14 protein-coding genes and 2 pseudogenes are annotated in these 20,120 nt (G+C 70.4%); 14 read left to right on the top strand and 2 right to left on the bottom strand.

Going from position 1 to position 20,120, the window contains the following annotated elements:
- Positions 1–13 precede the first annotated feature (13 nt).
- From ACQPZO_RS29775 to ACQPZO_RS29760, 4 genes are all read left to right on the top strand, one after another.
- The gene (locus tag ACQPZO_RS29775) at positions 14–1,573 is read left to right on the top strand and encodes a phytoene desaturase family protein (protein ID WP_433345442.1); all 1,560 of its coding nucleotides are present in this window, start codon (positions 14–16) and stop codon (positions 1,571–1,573) included.
- A 37-nt stretch (positions 1,574–1,610) separates the two neighbouring features.
- A complete protein-coding gene (locus ACQPZO_RS29770; RefSeq protein WP_433351404.1) occupies positions 1,611–1,862 on the top strand; it encodes a hypothetical protein in 252 nt (83 codons plus the stop codon).
- A 511-nt stretch (positions 1,863–2,373) separates the two neighbouring features.
- Positions 2,374–3,402 (top strand): glycoside hydrolase family 43 protein, encoded by a 1,029-nt coding sequence (locus tag ACQPZO_RS29765; RefSeq protein ID WP_433345440.1) that lies wholly within the window; start codon positions 2,374–2,376, stop codon positions 3,400–3,402.
- 26 nt (positions 3,403–3,428) lie between these two features.
- A complete protein-coding gene (locus ACQPZO_RS29760; RefSeq protein WP_433345438.1) occupies positions 3,429–4,193 on the top strand; it encodes an endonuclease/exonuclease/phosphatase family protein in 765 nt (254 codons plus the stop codon).
- Positions 4,194–4,351: 158 nt separating this feature from the next.
- Here ACQPZO_RS29760 and ACQPZO_RS29755 read toward each other — a convergent pair.
- Positions 4,352–4,543 (bottom strand): annotated as a pseudogene (locus ACQPZO_RS29755) (hypothetical protein); the annotation flags it as partial.
- Between the two features lie 129 nt (positions 4,544–4,672).
- On the opposite strand from ACQPZO_RS29755, the gene ACQPZO_RS29750 reads away from it, so the two are divergent.
- The 7 genes from ACQPZO_RS29750 (at position 4,673) to ACQPZO_RS29720 (ending at position 11,319) form a co-directional block, all read left to right on the top strand.
- Entirely contained in the window at positions 4,673–5,002 is a 330-nt protein-coding gene (locus ACQPZO_RS29750; protein ID WP_433345436.1) for a GNAT family N-acetyltransferase, read from the top strand.
- A 663-nt stretch (positions 5,003–5,665) separates the two neighbouring features.
- The gene (locus ACQPZO_RS29745; protein ID WP_433345434.1) at positions 5,666–6,643 is read left to right on the top strand and encodes a substrate-binding domain-containing protein; all 978 of its coding nucleotides are present in this window, start codon (positions 5,666–5,668) and stop codon (positions 6,641–6,643) included.
- A 90-nt stretch (positions 6,644–6,733) separates the two neighbouring features.
- Positions 6,734–7,744: an ABC transporter permease gene (locus tag ACQPZO_RS29740; protein WP_433345432.1), complete on the top strand. Its 1,011-nt coding sequence runs from the start codon at positions 6,734–6,736 to the stop codon at positions 7,742–7,744.
- The gene (locus tag ACQPZO_RS29735; protein ID WP_433345430.1) at positions 7,741–8,484 is read left to right on the top strand and encodes an ATP-binding cassette domain-containing protein; all 744 of its coding nucleotides are present in this window, start codon (positions 7,741–7,743) and stop codon (positions 8,482–8,484) included. The genes ACQPZO_RS29740 and ACQPZO_RS29735 overlap by 4 nt, the downstream gene beginning before the upstream one ends.
- An 11-nt stretch (positions 8,485–8,495) precedes the next feature.
- Entirely contained in the window at positions 8,496–9,302 is an 807-nt protein-coding gene (locus ACQPZO_RS29730; RefSeq protein WP_433345428.1) for an aldose 1-epimerase, read from the top strand.
- Positions 9,303–9,324: 22 nt separating this feature from the next.
- Positions 9,325–10,533 (top strand): ROK family protein, encoded by a 1,209-nt coding sequence (locus ACQPZO_RS29725; protein WP_433345426.1) that lies wholly within the window; start codon positions 9,325–9,327, stop codon positions 10,531–10,533.
- 18 nt (positions 10,534–10,551) lie between these two features.
- Positions 10,552–11,319 carry a glucose 1-dehydrogenase gene (locus ACQPZO_RS29720; RefSeq protein ID WP_433345424.1) on the top strand — a complete coding sequence of 256 codons (768 nt, stop codon included), beginning with the start codon at positions 10,552–10,554 and terminating at the stop codon, positions 11,317–11,319.
- Here ACQPZO_RS29720 and ACQPZO_RS29715 read toward each other — a convergent pair.
- Positions 11,304–11,549: a hypothetical protein gene (locus ACQPZO_RS29715; protein WP_433345422.1), complete on the bottom strand. Its 246-nt coding sequence runs from the start codon at positions 11,547–11,549 to the stop codon at positions 11,304–11,306. The two genes, ACQPZO_RS29720 and ACQPZO_RS29715, sit on opposite strands and share 16 nt — an antisense overlap.
- Positions 11,550–11,658: 109 nt before the next feature.
- Between ACQPZO_RS29715 and ACQPZO_RS29710 the strand changes: the two are divergent.
- From ACQPZO_RS29710 to ACQPZO_RS29700, 3 genes and pseudogenes are all read left to right on the top strand, one after another.
- Positions 11,659–11,985 (top strand): annotated as a pseudogene (locus tag ACQPZO_RS29710) (DUF4143 domain-containing protein); the annotation flags it as partial.
- Between the two features lie 857 nt (positions 11,986–12,842).
- Positions 12,843–16,862, top strand: coding sequence for a hypothetical protein (locus ACQPZO_RS29705; protein WP_433345420.1), 4,020 nt, complete (start codon positions 12,843–12,845; stop codon positions 16,860–16,862).
- Positions 16,859–20,092 carry a LamG domain-containing protein gene (locus tag ACQPZO_RS29700; protein WP_433345418.1) on the top strand — a complete coding sequence of 1,078 codons (3,234 nt, stop codon included), beginning with the start codon at positions 16,859–16,861 and terminating at the stop codon, positions 20,090–20,092. The genes ACQPZO_RS29705 and ACQPZO_RS29700 overlap by 4 nt, the downstream gene beginning before the upstream one ends.
- The last annotated feature ends 28 nt before the right edge of the window (positions 20,093–20,120 follow it).

The raw sequence follows: 20,120 nt of genomic DNA, 5'->3' as shown, positions 1-20,120 counted from the left end.
AAGGGAGGGCGACATGGGATCGGAGACGGATGGCCGGGCGGGTACCGGCGGTACCGGCGGATTGGACGCGGTGGTGGTCGGCTCCGGCCCCAACGGGCTGGCCGCCGCGCTGGTGCTCGCCTCGGCGGGACTGACCGTCCAGGTCTACGAGGCGGCAGACACCATCGGCGGTGGCACCCGCACCGAGGAACTGACCCTGCCCGGGTTCTGGCACGACGTCTGCTCGGCGGTGCACCCGATGGCGCTCGGCTCGCCGTTCTTCCGCGCCTTCGACCTGGCCGCGCACGGCGTACGGCTGCGGCAACCGGAGATCGCGTACGCGCACCCGCTCGACGGTGGCCGGGCGGCGCTGGCCTGGCGGGACCTGGACCGTACCGCCGACGGGCTGGGCCGGGACGGGGCGGCTTGGCTGTCCCTGCTCGGTCCTCTGGTGCGGCGCTGGAAGGGTGTGGTCGACACCGCCATGTCCGACCTGCGTGGGGTGCCCGGCGACCCGCTCGCCGCGCTGTTGCTCGGGATGCGCACGCTCGAACAGGGCACGCCGGTGAGGGCGACCCGCTTCCGTGGCGAGGAGGCCGCCGCGCTGATGGCCGGGGTGGCCGCGCACGCCATCGCCCCGCCCCGCCGGCTCGCGCCGGCCGGGGCCGGGCTGTTGCTGGCCACCCTGGGGCACGCGGTCGGCTGGCCGATCCCCGTAGGCGGCAGCCGGACGATCACCGATGCGATGGTGACCCGACTACGGCAGCTCGGCGGTCGGGTGGTGACCGGTGTCCGGATCGACGACCTGGCCGAACTGCCGCCGGCCCGCGCGGTCCTGCTCGACGTCTCGCCCGCCGGGCTGCTGCGCATCGCCGGGAAGCGGCTGCCCGCCGGCTATGCGCGTCGGCTGCGCTCCTTCCGGTACGGCGGGGCCGCGTGCAAGGTGGACTTCGCGCTCGCCGGCCCGGTGCCGTGGGCGGAACCGAACTGCGCCAGCGCCGGCACCCTGCACCTGGTCGGTTCGGCCGCCGAGGCCCAGGCCGCGGAGACCGCCGTGCTGCGCGGCCGGCACCCGGACCGCCCGTACGTGCTGGCGGTACAGCCCGGTGTCGTCGACCCGAGCCGCGCGCCCGCCGGCCGGCAGGTGCTCTGGACGTACGCGCACGTGCCGAACGGCTCGCCGCGCGACGTCAGCGGCCAGATCGTGGCGCAGGTGGAACGTTTCGCGCCGGGCTTCCGTGACCTGATCCTGGCCACGCACGTCGTACCGGCGGCGCGGGCCGCCGCGCACAACCCGAACTACGTCGGCGGGGACATCTCCGGCGGGGCGGTCACGCCGTGGCAACTGGTCATGCGCCCGGTGCCCCGGTGGGACCCGTACCGGACCCCGCTGCCCGGCGTGTACCTCTGCTCGGCCTCGACCCCGCCGGGCCCGGCCGTGCACGGGATGTCCGGCCTGCACGCCGCCGGGCGGGCGCTGCGGCACCGGTTCGGTGTCCGTACCGATCCGCTCGACCTGCTCCGTTGCCCGGCAGGGGAACCGGTCAGGACCGGGGTTGCGGGGTCTGTGGATCTAAGGGTGTTTCCGGCCTGACCTGCCAGGCGTTGTGCCTGGTAAGGAGGGTGCCGTGATGACCGCGACACTGAACGACCCGACCGGACGGAAGAAGCGGCCTGAGCCGTCGGCGGAGGCGAAGGCCGCCGCCGACCTGGTTCGGGCGGCGAAGGAGCAGGGTCTCTGGCCGGCCCGTGATTCCGGAGTGGTCATCCATGGTCGTCGCGTCGGTGCTGTTTTTGTGATCTCGTTCGGCCTCTACTGGCTGGCGTGGGTGCTGAGGGGACACGAACTCTGGCGTGAGGGACGCCGGGGCGAGAAGGAGTAACAGGTCGCTCCCGGATGTGGAGTGGATCGCCGGTCACGCCAGTGCCGGCGTTCAGATCACCACCACCATCCCGCGGCTTTTCGACTCCTGCGCCACCACGTACCAGGCCGACGACGTTACCGCCGCCGTCTACGAGCCCGCCCTGGTCGATGATCTCATCACGCATACCCCTGACCAGCCCTGGTGGCTGCGAAGGGTCAGTTTCGCCTGGCGAGGGACTGCGTGGTCTTCCGGGCCAGCGACGCCACCGGACGGATCGTGCTGGGCCGTGGCGTCCTGGCCGCCGTCGGCCGGACGTCCGCACCGCCCCCCGCGACCGGTCGCCTATTGCATTTACAGTCGTCAATGTATGAACAAAAGTAACGACAGTTCGGATGCCGGTGGCAGATATTGACAAGCCTGGGACTGGTGGGCACACTCGTCAATGCCCGGTGCGCTCGGATGGCGGCGCTCGCCGCGCCGCGCCGTCGGGCCCCAGCGGTCTTCGCCGTCCCTCTCCCGAAGGACTCACATGCCCCTGCCCAGGTTCCGGCGACCGCTGCTGGCCGCCGTCGCGGCGGTCGCGCTCGCCGCCGTCGGCGCCGTCGCCGTCCCCGCCTCGGCCGCCACCCCGCAGCCCGTCTATGCCCCGGCCGGCGGCATCGCCGACCCCGGGGTGGTGCGGCACAACGACAACTTCTTCGTGTTCGCCACTGGCGGTCGGGCCCCGGCGTACCGCGGTGGCACCGCTTCGGGGCCGTGGACCAGCCTCGGCACGGTGCTCGGGTCGGTTCCCGGGTGGGCCGAGAGTGGCGCGGTGTGGGCACCGGATGCGGTGCACACCCCGGCCGGCTGGGTGCTGTACTACTCGGCCCCGGCCAAGGGCAAGAACGGGCAGCGGTGCATCGGCGTCGCGACCTCCGACACCGTCGGCGGGACTTACCAGCCGGTCGGCGACGCCCCGCTGATCTGCCCGGGTGGCACGCATGGCGCCGACGACGCCGCGCCGGGCCGGCCGGTGGCCGCCGCCGGCGTCATCGACCCGGCGCCGTTCGAGGACACCGAGGGCCGCCGGTTCGTGCTGTACAAGACGCAGCAGACGCCGTCGTCGATCCGGATGCTGCGGGTCAACGACAACGGCACCCGCTGGATCGGCAACCCCAGCGCCGAACTGGTCCGCAGCGCCGGCATCATCGAGAACCCGGTGCTGCGCCAGCGGGGCTCCACGTTCGTGCTGTTCGCCTCCCGGTACGGCTACAACAACTGCAGCTACGCCACGGTGTACCTCACCTCCACGGACCGGTGGAACTTCCACGGCAAGGCGGAGCACCCGCTGCTCACCACTGGCAACACCGGCATCTGCGGCCCGGGCGGCGCGGACCTCGTCCCGGCCCTGGTCGAGGACGAGCAGCGGATCTTCCTGCACGGCTGGGTCTGCTCCGGCACCACCCCGTGCCGGCAGCGGGCCGACGGCTCGCTGCCCGCCGGGGCCCGCCGCGCCCTGTACGCCGCGATCCTGCGCTGGGACGGCGCGACGCCCCACGTCGGCGCGTTCCTGTGACCCACCACCGAGCAAGAAAGGACGACATGCGCATCAGAGCACGCATCGCCGGCCTGCTGGCCGCCGTGCTGGCCGCCGGGGCACTCACCATCGTGACGTTCACGGGGCCGGCGTCGGCCGCCGCCATGGAGCTGCGGGTGGTGACCGCCAACCTGGCGTTCCGCCAGGCCCCCGGCGTCCGGCAGGACTGGACGAAGATCGGCCCGTACGCCGACATCGTCTTCTTCCAGGAGGCGAAGAACGTCCGGCTCGTCGACGTCCTCGGCGACGGGTGGATCGTCCGGCAGGACACCTCCGCGGAGGACCGGCAGGGCAGCGCGGTGGCGATCCGCCGCGCGCTGGTCGCCGAGATCGTCGACTTTGAGCTGGTCAAGGGCACCGACGGCGCGTCCTGCGGCGGCGAGCCCATCATGACCCGGTGGATCACCAAGCTGCGCCTGCGGCTCACCAACGGCCGACCGGTGCGGCTCGCGTCGCTGCACACGCCGCCGCCGCGCTGCCAGTCCGGGCCCGGCAGCCCGTATGCCGTGATGGCCGACAACGTGGTCGAGTTCGCCAACCGGTCCGACGTGCTGACGATCCTCGGCGCCGACTGGAACAAGATCGTCGACCAGGACCCCAACGAGATCGGCGCGCGCACCGGCCTCAAGCCGCGCGGCCCGAACAGCGGCCTGCGCATCGACGGCTTCTACGTCTCGCCTGCCATCACCACCCGGGACGTGCGCCACCTCGAACAGACCGGCAGCGACCACCGGCCGGTCCAGATGCACGTCGGGATCCCGACGGCGTAGTACCCGCCGGCCGGTGCGGCGGCCGTGGCGGCGCCGCCGCCGGTCAGAGGGCGGATGGCCCAAGACCACGACGGGTGCTGTTGCGTTGGCGGATCGGTGGGCATGCCAAGCCGCGTCAGCAGGCACTGGTCAGATCGCTTGGGCCAGTTCGGTGAACGGCGGTAGACCGTGACGTGATCCGCCCCGACACCACGCTCGACCAGCAGCTCCTCCACATCCCTGTACGAGAGGTTGAACCGCAGGTACCAACGGACCGCCAGCACGATCACCTCGGGCGGGAACCGGAATCCGACGAACGCCGACGACGGCGGAGACCAGGACCGAACACGCGAGCCGCCGAACCCGTCCATGTCGACGCGATCGCCGCGCTCCTTGAAGAGCTGGACACCGTTCTACGGTGAGACCGAGGTTGAGCCTCGTAACGTGCGGATCCGTCAGATCAATGAGGCGCTCTTCGGTGTTCCCCCCTGGCCCGTGCCGTGCTGACCTGGGACGCGCAGGCACTTGCCGGGCTTGGGACGTACTCCTTCCTGTGGCCAGCCGTCGGCCCGACCCGCTCGCTCTACCCCAAGGAGCTGTACGTGGCGCAGACGGCAAGGGGGCGGGGCGTCGGGCTGCTCATGGACGGCTTGATCGACGTGGCCGTCGCGAACTCGTGCAGCCGGATCGAGTGGACCACCGATCGGGACAACACCCTCGCGCAGCGCTTCTACGCGCCGCACCAGCCCTGTGGGCGCTACAGCCTCACACCGTCACGCCCATCCAACTCATCCTGGTCGTCGTCGTGCCCGCCAGCTTCACCGTACTGACCATCGTCGCCTGGGAACGCCTTCAACTCGACCGCTAGCGAGTCGAGGAACCGAGAGCTCAGGACCACCAGGCCGTCGTGCAACGAACCCATACCGCCCAGCAGCGGATCAACGGGGCGGCCAGCGCGGTGGAGGTGCTCGCCCGGCTCCCCGGCTTCGTCGACCAGCGAGCGGGACGGACGATCGCTGGGGCCGGCCGGGCCCCGCGCAGATTGCCACGGCCATCAACCAGTACCTGCCGACCGGCGCGGGGCTTCAACCTCGGCGCGGCTGACCTCAATGAGCACCCTGGACCTCACGCGCGCACCTCGGCGGCGCCGCCCGGTGAACGCGGTCTGCAAGCGTGCCCCAGCGATTCCCTGACCGGTCGGCGCTGACCGGGCCAACGCCGGATCGCGCCGGTCCATCCCACTCCACCCCGTCGTTCGGCTGGCGTCTCACCCCACGGCCGGTTTGTTCATGGAACATACAATCATTGCCACTCCGTCCCTGCTGCCGCCGGGGACCCGACGGAGCGTCGGTGCCCAACAAGCCCGCTTGAACAGTGCAAACATCGGTCCAACGTGCTCTTGACCACTCGCTGGGAGTGCGCTAAAAATGTACGACTGTTGACCAAACCTCGCCGCATGGGAAGGCTTGACGATGAGAATTAGGACCGCAGCTGTGGCAGCCGCCGCCGCCGCTGTACTTCTCGCCGGATGTCAGAGCAGCAACCCGGCCACGGGGGGCAGCGGGAGCGCGTACCCGGGTGATCTGACCAACGGCAAGCGGCTCACCATCTACGTGGCCGGGTTGGCCGACCCGAGCAGCGGCTTCTTCCGGGTCCTCAACAACGGTGCCCAGCAGGCCGGCAAGGACCTCGGCGTCGACGTCAAGTACGTGTACCCGGCGAGTGTCGACCTCGCCTCCTACACACAGAAGATCCAGGAGGCGCTCGCCACGAAGCCGGACGGCATCCTCTTCCTGGGCATTGGCGACCTCGACGCGGTCGCCAAGCAGGCAACGGCGCAGGGCGTCGCGGTGGCGTTCAACCCAGCCCCTCCGGTCAAGGACCAGCCCTTGCGGGCAGCGGACGACGTCTACGTCTCGCGGGTCGGCGCGGACGAGTACGCTGCGGGCTCCGCAGCCGCGCAACGCTTTGTCGACAAGGGCGCCAAGTCCGTCATCTGCGTTCAGGAGACCGTCGGCGACGGCACCCAGACCCAGCGTTGTCAGGGCGTCTCCGACGTGGCCCGCCAGGCCGGTGTCGCCTACGCCCATGTGGCCGGCGAGCCGGACCCAGGCAAGACCGCCACCATCACCGAGGCTTACCTACGCGCTCACCCGAACGTGGACGCGATGGTGGCCACCGGACAGCCGGCCACCGCAGGCATCGTGGCGGCGAAGACCGCCGTCGGCCGGCCGGTGCAGACCGCGGGCTTCGACGTCAGTCCCGACATCGTCAGCATGATCCAGAAGGGCGACCTCGACTTCACGATGGACCAGCAGGGCTGGTGGCGCGGCTACATGTCGGTGCTGGAGCTGGTGCACTACGTCCGGTATCGACTCGTGCAGTCGAACTACTTCCTCACCGGCCCGGCGATCGTGGACAAGACCAACGCCGACTCGGTGGCCGGTCTCGTCAGCGCCGGCGTCCGCTGAGGCAGGGAGCCAACCGTGGTAACCAAATCTGAGACCCGGTCACCGCTCACCGCAGGTACCTCGACCGTCAGGCGAGACGCCCACCAGCGGGTGCCGCTGCTGAACCGAATCTTGCAGCGTCCCGAACTCGCCTCACTGGGCGGCCTCCTGGGGGCCTTCGTCTGCTTCGCGCTGATCGTGCCCGACCTGTTCCTGTCGCATTCCAACGGCGTGAACGTGACCAGCCTCGCGGCGCAGTACGGAATTGTCGCGATCGGGGTGACCATCCTTATGATCGGCGGTCACTTCGACCTCTCCGTCGGCACTATCGTGGGGCTCACCGGCTGGGCGATGTACTTCTTCGGCAACGAGTTGGGCCTCCCGCCAATCCTGACCATCGTCTGTGCGCTCGCTTTCGGGACGGCGCTCGGCGCCCTGAACGGGGTCATCCAGGTGACCACCGGCCTACCCTCGTTCATCGTGACGCTCGCCACCGCGCTGGTGTTCCGGGGCGTACTCACCATGCAGACGAGCGGCTTCCCGGTGGTGGTCCGTTTTCCCGAGACGTACGCCGACGTGCTCGCCGGACCGAATCTGTTCGGCTTCCGCATGTCGCTGCTGTGGTTCCTTGTGCTGGCGGTGCTGGCGACGGTGTTCCTTCTGCGCACCAGGGCGGGAAACTGGACGTTCGCGATCGGGCAGAACAGCACCAGTGCACGGAATCTGGGCGTGCCGGTAGCCCGAACCACGATCGGACTCTTCTCCATCTCCGGCTTCACCGCGGCGGTCGCCGGGGTCATCATGGCGGTGCAGTACTTCTCCATCGACGCTAACCGGGGCGTGGGCTGGGAGCTCATCACGATCGCCGTCGCCGTCATCGGAGGGACCCTGCTCACCGGCGGCTACGGCAGCGTTCTCGGGACCGTCCTCGGCGCGTTCATGTACGCCATGGTCAGTGCCGGGCTGCTCCTGGTCGGGCTCCAGGGCTACTGGGTGAACATCTTCGTCGGCATCGTGGTGCTGGCCGCCGTGCTGCTCAACCGGCTCTTCCTGAAGCGTTTCGTGATGACCCCGAACCGGCCATCTGCCGGGAAGGAATCAGGGGAGGAGGGGGCCCGATGACAACTCCGCCGGTCATGGCACTAAGCAACGTCACCATGCAGTTCCAGACGGTTGTTGCGTTGCGCGACGTGAACCTCTCGGCGCACGCCGGGCAGGTACTGGCCCTGCTGGGGGACAACGGCGCGGGCAAGAGCACCCTCATCAAGGTGCTTTCCGGCGTGCACCAGCCCACCTCAGGCACCGTCGAGGTGGACGGGAATCCGGTGGTGCTGCGAAGCGCCCATGACGCCCGTGCCCGCGGCATCTCCACAGTGTTCCAGGATCTCGCCGTCTGTGATCTGATGTCGATCTCCCGCAACATGGTGCTCGGTAACGAACCGACCAAGGGGTTCGGGCCGTTCCGGGTCTTCGACAGCCGTCGCGCGGATCAGATCACCGCAGAGGCCCTGGCCACGCTCGGCGTCGACATCCGCCGCCGGCTCAGCGACCCGGCGGCTACCTTGTCGGGCGGCCAGAAGCAGGCCGTGGCCATCGCCCGCGCCATCGCGTACGGATCCCGTTGCCTGATCCTGGACGAGCCGACCGCAGCGCTGGCGGTCCGGCAGACCGAACAGGTGCTCGACCAGGTCCGGGCGGCTCGGGACGCCGGCCAAGCGGTCATTCTGATCATGCACAACCTGCAGCAGGCCCTCTCCGTCGCGGACCGGGTTCTGGTGCTGGCCCGCGGTCGGGTGATGGGGGAGTTCGATAGGGGGACGGCCGACATCGACGAGATTACGTCCCTGGTAGCGAAGGGCTGACGGGTGACATGGTGAGCGAGCTCATTCATCTCGCGGCCGGCGAATGCACCGCCGTCATCGACCCGGACCAGGGCGGCCGGCTCGCCTCGTTCAGCATCGCCGGGCACGAACTGCTGGTGCCACACGGTGCGGACATCTTCCACTGGGGAAGCTTCGTGCTTGCCCCGTGGGTCGGCCGGCTCCGCGACGGGCTACTGACCTTCGACGGCGAGCAGCACAAACTTCCCGCCAACGAAGCTCCGCACGCGTTGCACGGGCTGGTCACCGATCGCGCCTGGCGGGTCGAGGACGATGGGCGGCTCAGCCTTGACCTTGCCCCACCGTGGCCCTGGCAAGGTCGCGTCAGCCAGACCGCGACCTTGCACCCGGACCGGTTTGAGTTCGCCATCGAAGTTCACTCCGAGCAGCGGATGCCCGTTGACGTCGGCTGGCACCCGTGGTTCAACCGCTACCTGGTGGGGCCCGACGGGAGCCGGTCAGCGGAGGTGGAGTTGGATGTCGCGCCGTCGCTGATGTATGCCGACGCGGCGGACCGGGTGCCCGACGGCCGGTTGGTGCCCCCGGTACCCCGCCCGTGGGACTACTGCTTCCTGGACCTGGCCGCGCCGCCCGTACTGCGCTGGCCCGACCTTCTGGAGCTGGAGGTGCGATCGGAGTGTCCATACTGGGTGCTCTACGACATGGAGGAGGAGGGTGTGTGCGTCGAGCCGTGGACCGGTCCGCCCAACTCGCTGAACCTGCCGAACCCCACCACGGTCGGTCCCGGGCGGCCGCTGCGCGCGACCATGTCCTGGGCCTGGCGATGGCTGTCCCGATGACACTGGAGGAGGCGGGGGCCCGATGACACTGGCGGAGGCGGGGGCGAACCGGCCGGCGCCAACCCTGGTGTCACCCGCGATGGCGGTTGAGGCCAACCGGGCCCGCGTATTGCAGGCGCTCTACGACATCGGGCCGCTGTCCCGGGCCGATCTGGCCCGGCTCACCGGTGCCACCCGGGCCACCATTGGCACCATCGTGTTGCCGCTGCTTGAGCGGGGGCTACTGGTCGAGCGGGAGCCCGCCCCGGTCGCCGCCGGCGGCGGCAAGCCGGCCCGGCCGCTGTTCTTCTCCCCGACCAGTTGGCCGATCGGGGCGGTGCACCTACGTCCCGGACGTATCGACACGGCGCTGGTCAGTGCGGGCGGCAATGTCCTGGCCACGGCACAGGAGCAGTTCCCGGCCCGGACCAGGGACGCCGGTAGCGTGGTGGACGCTGTGGTACGGGCGCTGGAGGCGGTGCTGCCGCAGGAGCGCGACGATCTGGTCGGCGTCGGTATTGCGGTCGGCGGCATGGTCGACAGCGACGCGGGCAGCATAGTCGCCATCAACCTCGCCCCCGGGTTGGCCGGGCTGCCGCTGGGCCCGCTGGTGTCGGAGCGGATCGGGCTGCCGGTCTTCCTGGACCTGCATCCTCGGGCCCAGGCGCTGGGGGACCGCTGGTTCGGCCAGGGGCGTGGTGTCCCCTCGTTCGCGTCGATCTACACGGGCGAGGCAATCGGCGTCGGCATGGTGCTGGACGGTGTCATCCACCGTGGACCGAAGGGCTCCGGCGGCGAGATCGGGCACACCATCGTGCATGCCGGCGGGCAGCAGTGCCGGTGCGGCAGACGCGGGTGCTGGGAGACCATCGCCACCCACCGGTGGCTGCGCAGCGAGGCAGGGCAGCTCGGACTGCCAGCGGCCCGGACCATGACCACCGGCCCGCTGGCTCGTCTCGCTGCGAAGGGGCACCCCGGGGCAGACGAGCTGTTCGAAAGATACGCGTACAACCTCGCCCTCGGCATCGCGAACCTGCAACAGATCCTCGCACCGGGCCTGTTCATACTGCACGGTGACGCGGTTTTCGGGGGCGAGGCGTTCCGAAGCGCCATCGAGCGCAACGTGCGCGCCGCACTGCCGCCGCATCCCGGCGGGGAGCCGCGCATCGCCTTTTCCGAACTTCAGGATCGCGCGACCCTGCTCGGCGGGGCCGGCCTGGTTCTTTCCCACTCGCTGCAACTGGCCGTCTGACTACACGAGGAGATACCCATGGGCGTCCTGGACACGTTCCGGCTCGACAACAAGGTGGCGCTGGTGACCGGGGGCAGCCGGGGCATCGGCGCCGCGCTCGCCACCGCGCTCGCCGAGGCCGGGGCGGACGTCGCGATCACCGCCCGGGAGCCCGCCCGGGCCGAGCGGGCGCTGGCCCACCTGACTTCCCTCGGCGTACGGGCGATGGCGCTCGACACGGACGTCACCAAACCGGAGCAGGTGACCGCGGCGGTGGACCGGATCACCGACCAACTCGGCCCGATCGACGTGCTGGTCAACAACGCCGGAATCAGCTTCGGTGCGACCGCGGTCGAGATGACCGGCGAGCAGTGGCAGGCCGTACTCGATGTGAACCTGAACGGCGTGTGGCACGTTGCGCAGACCGTCGGCCGGCAGATGGTCGCCCGTGGCTCCGGCACGATCGTCAACGTCGGTTCGATGTCCGCGATGATCGTCAACCGGCCTCGCTGGCAGGCCCCCTATCTCGCGTCCAAGGCGGCGGTGCACCAACTCACCAAGGCGCTTGCCGCCGAGTGGGCGCCGCACGGGGTGCGGGTGAACGCGCTCGCTCCCGGCTACATCCTTACCGAGGCGTCGCCGGTCGACCAGCCAGAATACCAGCCCTGGTGCGTGGAACCGGCGGCGATGAAGCGGTACGGGCTGCCCGAGGAACTCGGCCCTGCGGCCGTCTTCCTGGCGAGCAACGCGTCCAGCTTCATGACCGGTTCAATCGTGGTCATCGACGGCGGCTACACCCTCTTCTGACGGCGGCGGAGGCCGGCGGCCCAGCCGCTGTCCGCCGGCCTCAAGGGTTTGCCGATGCCGTTGCAGCCCTCCACCGCCCAGACTCGATCCGCATACTTGCGACCGGCCGCGAGCATGTCGGCGTAGCCGGCCTTGTCGGTGCCGTATCTGCCTGTAGCCAGCACCCGGCCGCGTTCGTCGACGACCTCGATGGTGGCCGAACGCTTATGCGGGTCCATCCCGATGATCATGCTCGTCGGCGCCTCCCTTGGCTGAACTCGGACGGAGTTGTCAGCAAGGAGGGCACCTGTAGGGTGCCAAAGCTAGCTCCGGTTGCTGACCTGCGGGTTCGTAAATCCGTCCTTCGTCCTGTCCGAGTTGTCCCGTCAGCTCAGCTGGTCCGCGCAGCCCACTGAGCTGTCTCATTACCGTGACCACAGCAAGTTCGAGGTCGACGCGATACTCGAGGACCGCTCCGGCCGCGTCGTCGGCATCGAGGTCAAGGCCGCCTCGACTGTCGGACCCGATGACTTCCGCGGGCTGCGCAGGCTCGCCGAGCGCCTCGGCGACGACTTCATCGCCGGCGTTGTTCTCTACACCGGCACCTTCACGCTGCCGTTCGGCGCCAGACTACGCGCCATGCCAGTCAGCGCACTGTGGCAAGTTCCCGCGCCCGGCGGAGGCTGATTTCGACCTCATGTAGGGCGTTGGGCTGCGTCGGTCGTCTGGGTCAGCTGAGACGACGATCTTGTACATCTTCCAGCCGGTGCCCGCCTGGCCGTGTGCGGAGAAGAAACCAAGCCTGACAGCGCAGCGGGGCGATTCAGGGCGCTCCGGGCCGGGTCAGGTTTCCGACTCATCGATGGCCGGCACGGACTGCCGTCCGGCACGGACCGACGGTCGCCGTCGGCAGACACGGCCGATCCACCGCTGCCCATCGACCCGAATCGACCCGGACCGCGCCCACCCTGCCGGAACGCGGCACACCCCGGCTCGATCGACCGAGCACCGATGATTTCCCGCCCCGGGACCAATCGACGGGGCTGGTTCGACATCTCGGAAAACCAGGCGTACGTCAGTTCCTGGACAGCACGCGGGGCTTCCTGTTCGGCGCCGTCACTCGCTAGGGTTCGGGAGCCGCGAGCGCCTGCCCGCCGGTCGCGCAGAGTGGCATTCCCACGTCATCCCGCATCCCACAACCCGAACGGAGTGGTATGGGGTCGGCACTGCTTGTCCCGATTCACCTTGATGCGCTGCATCTCACCGGAGATCTCGCGGTCACCGAGGGCGCGGCAGATTTCTCAAAACTGCCCTATTTCGATGGAACCCGCGACATCAATCCCGAGGTCGCCTACCTGAGCGAATCGATTGTCGCGACGCCGTTCCATGACCAGAACCTCATTCTCAAGGCCGGCGTGCATCTGCACTGGGCGCTGCCGGACGCCTTGACGAAGGGGGGACACACAGCGGACGGCACCGCCTTCCCTGCCGTGCCAACCCGCTGGCTGGTAACCCGCAGCAGGCTTGCCGCCAGCGGAGACAGCGTGGTCGAGCGGCGCTGGGTGGTGGAGAGCGACTACCTGCACCCAGCCGGTGAGGGAGCACTGTCGGGTGCCATAGCCTTCCCCGTGCCTGCCCATCTGGACGATTCCGAAATCCACCCGTTCCGGTTCCTGGGGCGGTCCATGTCGCTGGCCCAGTGGCTCGATCCGGACCGCGACGCCGGGCGGGCGCCAGAATATCTCGACAAGCTGACCGCAGCCGGGTACGGGCACCCCGCCTTTGCCGCCATCTATCCGAACTGCCACAGCGTGTTCGGTTTTCACGATCCCGAGCCGGGACCACTCGGCCCGGATCTGCAGTATGACGTGATCGGCTGGTACCGGGCGCCCGGTAACGACTGTGTCGGGCGACTGGTCCGCCAACTCGCCACCGAACTCGAACTGGCCTTGCCGGCTACGGTCGCGCCCGGTCCGCTGCTCGAGAGAATGGCCGAGGAATACGGCTGGACCCCTCGGGTCACCGTTACCAAGGACCAATTGCGTGCAATATCCACGGATTCCGATCCGCTCTGGCGGGAGCTGCTGGCCCGGGACTGGCTGGCACCGGTGGACAACCAGACGGCGCTGGCCACGATCACCAGTTGGCGCGCGGGCCGGTTGCTGAGCACGCCGTTCCAGGACGCGGCGGAGCGGGTCGGGCAACTGCTGGACGACGCCGCCACCACCGTGCTCGGCAACATCCCGCCCGAGCGGGTCGCCTGTCACGCCCGGCTGCGGTTCGCCCCGACGAGCGCCACCGAGGTTACCGGCCTGACCCTGGCAGTCGGCAACAGCGGTGCCGAGGCGCTCGCCGCGTACCTGGCGGACGCGGACGCGGCCGGGCCGGACCAGGCCGCCGCCGTCGAGCGGCAGCTCGCCGCAGTGCTGGAGCTGACCGGGGCGCAGCAGCGGGTGCTGGACACCAACGCGAAGCTCGCCGAGGCGTACCACGAGCGGACCTTCCGGCCGGTCGACGGCGAGTCCCGCTGGACGGTCAGCTCGCAGCTCGCAGCCGGCACCGCCGACGCCACGGCCGAGCAGGACCTCGCCGACCTGCCGCCGGACGTCTCCGCCGCGCTCGGCGAGCTGAACCACCTCCAGGACGCGTACGACCGGACCCGGCAGCGGATCGAGTCGACCCGCAGCCAGATCTTCTCCGACTGGTACAAGTACCTGCTGTGCAGCTACCCGCCGCACGACGAGGTGGACGACTATCCGGACGCCGACACGGTCCGGGTGCTGATCGAGTCGGACCTCGCGACGCTGGACGAGCAGGTAATCGCCGCCGCCCGGCTCGACCAGCAGCGGCACCAGGCCGCCGAACAGATCCGCCGGAGCCTGGCCGACCGGGCCACCGGCACGGACCGGGCCGGCTACACGCTGCGAAAGGTGGCCGGCCCGCGCTACTACCAGCCCACCGAGCCGGTGCTGCTGCTGGCCGGGGACGCGGTACGCCCCTCCACCCGCTACGGCCAGGACCACCGGTTGCGGCCGGACGACATGCTCGACACCCGCCTGCTGCCCGAGGTGGACTTCGCCGAACCGGAGGCGCTCTGGCAGGCCGTCGACGCGGTGTGGCGGGAACTCGCCGGTGCGGTGTCCGCCGGGCGCGAGACGGTCGGCTTCGCGCTCTGGCGGCGGCAGCCCTGGCATCCGGTGCTGCTGGACTGGGAGGTGGAGTTCTTTCCCCGGGCCGAGCAGGTCAACCGCGACGGCGCGTACGACCCGGACTACATCAACACCAACTACCACCTGGACGGCGGCTCGGTCGAGCTGGCCCTGCGCGACGACAGGCAGCACCTCGCGGTCGGCGCCCGGTTCTACCACGGCAGCAGCATCCTCACCTCGTTCGCCGCCGAGCAGATGCGCACGGTCATCGCCCGGTACCTGGTCGACCTGGTGCTGCACCGCGATCACGAGCAGTTCTTCGCCGTGGTGCAGATCGCCGAGGAGGACCGGACCGCCGACTTCCTGCTCCAGGACATCGACCAGGTGGTCACCTGGTACGCCCAGCGGTACCGCCCGGACGGGCCGGACGACCCGGTCGCCAACGTGGTGGCCGCGTACCGGCGGCTCGGCCCCGACTTCGCCGCGCTGTCGCAGGCGCTGAGCGGGTTCAACGAGGCGCTGCTGGCCCACCGGCAGACCATGCAGCTACCGGTCGCCGACCCGCTGGCCTTCGCCGACGACGCGGACTTCATCAGCCGGGTACGGGGGGCGGTGCAGCGCGGCAACCACAGCGCGCCGATGCCGCTGGACGACTTCAACCCGATCCGGGCCGGCGCGCTACAGATCAGCCGGCTGCGCCTGGTGGACAGCTTCGGGCAGGTACGCGACCTCACCTGGGACCGGCTGGTCCGGCCGGAGCCGCTGGCCGAGCCGGGCAACACCACCTGGATCGGGCTGCCGCCCCGGCTGGTCCAGCCGGCCCGGCTGAACCTGCGCTGGCTGGCCGCCGACGCCGACCACGTCGAGGCCGGCGCGCACGCGGTCAGCACCCCGATCTGCGGCTGGATCCTGCCCAACCATCTCGACGACAGCCTGATGTTCTACGACCGCAGCGGCGCGGCCCTGGGGCAGGTGGACCAGTCCGCCAGCTGGGAGCCGGCACCGGGCGCGACCGCCCCGGTGAGCCCCGCTCAGGTCCACGACCCGGCCTTCGCCGGAATGAACCCGCACCTGCGCCGGGTCGCCGCCCAGCTCACCCGGGCGCCGGGCGCTCCGGACACCGGGCAGACCGGCTTCCTGGCGAAGTTCCTGGACGTGATCGAGTCGGCGCTGGACACCGTCGCGCCGGAGAGCGCCGCCCAGCAGCAGGGCCTCGGGCTGCTGTTCGGTCGCCCGGTCGCGGTGGTCCGGGCGAAGGTGAACCTGGAGCTGTGCGGGCTGCCGGCGGTCAGCCAGAGCTGGCCCTCCTTCGACCAGGACCTGCGCCGGGGCACCCGGGACTCGCAGGGTTTCACCCGGGTCCGGTTTCCGGTCCGGATCGGCGCCCGGGACCAGTTCGACGACGGCCTGCTGGGCTTCTGGAAGGAGACCGGGGACGGGTACGCCGACAACACGTTCTACGCCGCGCTGGACGAGCCGTCCGACCACGCCCGGATCGTGCCGTACGACAGCCCGGCGGCCCTGGTCGGGCAGGCGATCGACGACCCGCCCGAGGAGCTGACCCTGCTGGTCGATCCCCGGGGCAAGGTGCACGCGAGCAGCGGCGTGCTGCCCACCAAGGTGATCGACATCCCGCCGGACCAGTTCACCGCCGCGCTGGCCGCGATCGAGGTCACCTTCCTGACCGCGCCGCTGATCACCCCGCGTGACCAGGTCCGGATCTCGCTCGGCGAGGAGCCGGGGTACCGCTGGTCCTGGCTGGCGCCCGAGCCGGGGCCGAACGGGCCGGTGTGGGTCGAGACGGAGGCCGACGCCACCATCACCCGGACCGCCTTCCTGGCCCACTTCCCCACCGCGGCGGCGTTGTGGACCCAACTGCTCGACCCGCGGACCCGGTGGCTGGTGCCGGCCGGCGCGGGCGGCGCGACCGTGCTGGCGCCGGCGCAGCGCAGGAGCGCCACCCTGCCCGGTGACTTCGCCGGCCTGGAGCAGTGGGCCGACGAGGTACTCGGCATCGACCCGGCGACCGGTGCGGCGCCGGCCGACCCGGTCACCCCGGCCCGGCTCAGCGCGGCGCTGCCGGCAGCGGCGGACGTCTGGGCTCACCTGGTCCGGCCGGAGACCGGTTGGCTGACGCCGCTGGACGGCGAACCGATCCGGGCCAGGATCGTGCCGGCCGACCAGCGACCGGGCGCCGTGGTGGACGCCCCGGCCGAGAACCGGGCCGAGCCGCCGGACCTGAACGGACCGTTCGCCGGGCTCGCCGCCCGGATCGGGCTGATCTTCGACCTGTACCAGTCGGGCATCGCCGCGATGCGCGCCGACGCCCTGTTCACCGGCCCCCAGGAGATCCGGGAAGGCTGGCTCACCCTCCGCCCAGCGCGGGCGCGCAGCGACGATGCGAGGACACGATGACCGCTCTCGACCGCGGGCTGGCCCTGCACCTGACCCTCACCCAGGACGACAAGCGCACGGTCGTCGACAGCTCCGGCAACGGCAACAACGGTACGGCCCGGGGCAAGTCACAGCCGGTGGACGATCCGACCCTGGGCCGGTGCTACCAGTTCAACGGGACCACCGACTACGTGGAGATCCCGTCGTTGGGTCGCACCGACACGGTGACCATCCAGCTGTGGGTCCGCGCCGACGCGCTGGACCGGAACCGCACGGTGCTCGCCTGCGCCGACTGGCCGACCGGCAACCTCCTGATCGAGTTCGTCGGCACCAGGTTGAAGGTGAACCTGACCGGAGGCGAGCCGGGGGACCAGATCTTCGGGTACCCGTTCACGGTGAACCGCTGGTACCACCTGGCGGTCAGCTACAGCCGCCGGGACCAGCGGATCTCCCTGTACGTCGACGGCGAGCTCACCGAGACCCGGCAGTACGGGAAGACGGCCGAGGTCAACCTGACCGGCGCGTGGATCGGCGGCCGGAAGACCGGCACCTACTTCCAGGGCCGGATCGGTTCGCTGCGGATCTACCGGCGGGCGCTGACCGAGGACCAGATCCGCCAGCTCATGCAGATCGACCTGGCGAAACTCGTACTGCACCTGCCGCTGGACGAGCTGCGCGACAACGCGGCGGTGGACGCCGCCGGCTCCACCCTGGCCGCCCGCGCGACCGGCACCCCCTCGACCGTGCTCGACGAGGTCTTCGGACGGTCCCTGCGGTTCGACGGGACGAACGAGATGCTGACCATGCCCGAAGCCGAGGCGTTGCGGCTCGGCGCGTACACCGTGTCGATCTGGCTCAAGCCGGACGGCCCGACCCCCACGCTCTGGCAGGGCATCGTCGGCAAGCCCGGCCGCAACTTCAACATCTGGCTGAACAGCGCCGGTCACATCCACCACCGGTTCAACGCCGGCGGCAACTGGAACACCGGCGCCCCGGACACCCCGCCGGGCAGCATCGCCTGGAACGCGTGGAACCACGTCGCGATCACCAACGACGGTACGACTGCGACCACGTACATCAACGGCGTGCTCGCCGCGACCGGACCGACCGGTGGCGCCCCGGTGGTCAACATCTCCCCGCTGCTGCTCGCCGGCGACCTCGACGGTGCGGCGTCCGGCCGCCGGTTCAAGGGCAGCCTGGCCCACCTGCGGATCTTCCGGGCGGCGCTGCCGGCCGAGGCGATCCAGCGCGGCATGGCGGCGGACCAGGCTGCCGTCACCTCGGTCCGGCGCAGCCACCCGCTCGTCTTCGACCTGCTCGACGGCGACGACGAGACGGTGCTGCCGATCGACAGCGACCCGACCGGCCACCAACTCTTCCTGGAGATCACCAACAGCGCCGACCAGCCGGTCCTGCTGGATCCGATCACCACCGCGCCGACCGCGACCAATCACCACCTGGCGCTGCGGTTCCGGGCCGGCACGCTGGCCGCGCCCTGCCTCGATCCGGCCAAGCCGCACCAACTGGTCCGGGTCGCCGCCGACGGGTGGCAGATCAGCAAGCCGGTCGCTGAGAACCAGACCGTGGTCTTCTACCTGGCCAGCACCAAGGGCCGCACCCTGGAGCAGGGCCGGACCTGGCACCTCACCCTGGAACACGCGATCGCGGACGTGGCCGGCGGCACCCGCGCCACCCGGGTCGAGTTGCACTACCGGCAGTTGCGGTACGCCGGCCAGACCACCGCGTTGGATGGCCACCGCCGGCGCACCCTGAAGATCGTCAACCGGCTCGGCAAGCCGGAGATTCCGCTGCACGCAGGCTTCACCGGCGGCAACTTCGTGCTCAACGACAGCCGCTCCGAGTCGATGCTGGTGCTGCACGTGGCCAACCTCGCCGCCGACGGGCCGATCCCGCTCGCCCCGCGCGACACCAGCCAGAGCCCGACCCGGTTGCGCATCGCCTTCGACCACGAGCCGACCACCCGGGCCACCCTGGACCGGCCGTGGGCGCTGGGCACCGGAAACGACCTGAAGGACGTCGACATCCCGGCGAACGCCGCGGTACGCGCGGGCTGGCAGGTGGAACGGACCTCGGTCGAGGGCGAGGCGACCGAGCTGATCCTGACCCCGATCAGCAAGACCAGCCTGGACCTCCGGGAGATCGTGGAGATCCCGCTGGCCCGGATCCGCTCCTCCCTGCCGTCCGGGCCGGCCAACCTCTACCTGCGCTACGAGAACGTTCCCGGCTACCAGGACGGCCAGTTCATCTGCCCGGTGGTCAAGGGCCCGCTGGTGGCCAACGGGTCGTCCGTCGGGGTGGGCACCAGCAGCCCGGCCGCCCCGCTGCACGTGCAGGAGACGACCGGCACCGGGCACGGCCCGAACAGCGGCTCGTTGCTGATCGACCACGACAACGGCGGCGGTGCCAGCAGCATCGTGTTCCGCAGCCGGGTCAACCGGGGCAGCGACTACGGCTTCATCCAGTACCAGGACGCCGCGGCGGCCGGCGGTGCCGGCGAGAGCGCCCGGCTGATCGTCGGGACCGGCAACGACCCGGACGACCACGTGATCCTGCAACCGACCGGCAACGTCGGGGTCGGTGCCCCGAACCCGAAGGCCAAGCTGCACGTCGACGGCGACTACTACGGGCGGGGCCACTTCTACCTGTACGCCTTCGAGGGCGACGGCCACGACGGTACGGCGTTCGTGCAGGCCCGGGACGACTCGGGCCGGACGTCGCTCGGCATGCGTCTGCGTACCCAGACCCAGGGCAGGATCGTCGACGCGATCCACATGAACCCGGACGGCAACGTGGCGCTCGGGCACGCCGACCCGCGATCCCGGCTGACCGTGCACGGCTCGACGAACATCAGCGCGGACGGCGCACCGGTCGGCCTGATGACGATGCTGTTCAACGGGCGGATGAACGACGGGGAGAGCCGCAGCCACCAGCTCTACAACCTGACCAACCACTGCACGTCGTGGCTGGAGTTGACCGTGCTGATACACGACGCCAACTCGAACACCCATCGACTGCTGACCCGGGTCGAGTACGCCGTGTACCGGGAGTGGACCGAGGCCCCGAAGATCGAGGTGCTGGCCCAGCCGTACCGCAAGACCGGCGCGCGGAGCATCTACAACGCCAACGTCGTCGCCGTCGGCAACGACATCCAGGCCCAGCTCAGCCAGAGCGGGTTCGCCACCAACAGCGTCTACAAGGTGCTCGCCCGCTACATGCTCGGCAAGTCGTGAGCCGCGTGGGGCACCGGAGGGAGCGGCA

Origin of the sequence: Micromonospora sp. CA-111912 (assembly GCF_050948415.1) — a bacterium.
Lineage (GTDB): Bacteria > Actinomycetota > Actinomycetes > Mycobacteriales > Micromonosporaceae > Micromonospora.
This window is presented reverse-complemented; position numbering and strand designations above follow the sequence as displayed.

What these genes read in the sequence shown, in the direction of transcription:
- ACQPZO_RS29700 (WP_433345418.1), top strand. Translation starts at nt 16,859, where the DNA reads ATGACCGCTCTCGACCGCGGGCTGGCCCTGCACCTGACCCTCACCCAG.
- ACQPZO_RS29760 (WP_433345438.1), top strand. Translation starts at nt 3,429, where the DNA reads ATGCGCATCAGAGCACGCATCGCCGGCCTGCTGGCCGCCGTGCTGGCC.
- ACQPZO_RS29720 (WP_433345424.1), top strand. Translation starts at nt 10,552, where the DNA reads ATGGGCGTCCTGGACACGTTCCGGCTCGACAACAAGGTGGCGCTGGTG.
- ACQPZO_RS29725 (WP_433345426.1), top strand. Translation starts at nt 9,325, where the DNA reads ATGACACTGGCGGAGGCGGGGGCGAACCGGCCGGCGCCAACCCTGGTG.
- ACQPZO_RS29715 (WP_433345422.1), bottom strand. Translation starts at nt 11,549, where the DNA reads ATGATCATCGGGATGGACCCGCATAAGCGTTCGGCCACCATCGAGGTC.
- ACQPZO_RS29735 (WP_433345430.1), top strand. Translation starts at nt 7,741, where the DNA reads ATGACAACTCCGCCGGTCATGGCACTAAGCAACGTCACCATGCAGTTC.
- ACQPZO_RS29770 (WP_433351404.1), top strand. Translation starts at nt 1,611, where the DNA reads ATGACCGCGACACTGAACGACCCGACCGGACGGAAGAAGCGGCCTGAG.
- ACQPZO_RS29775 (WP_433345442.1), top strand. Translation starts at nt 14, where the DNA reads ATGGGATCGGAGACGGATGGCCGGGCGGGTACCGGCGGTACCGGCGGA.
- ACQPZO_RS29765 (WP_433345440.1), top strand. Translation starts at nt 2,374, where the DNA reads ATGCCCCTGCCCAGGTTCCGGCGACCGCTGCTGGCCGCCGTCGCGGCG.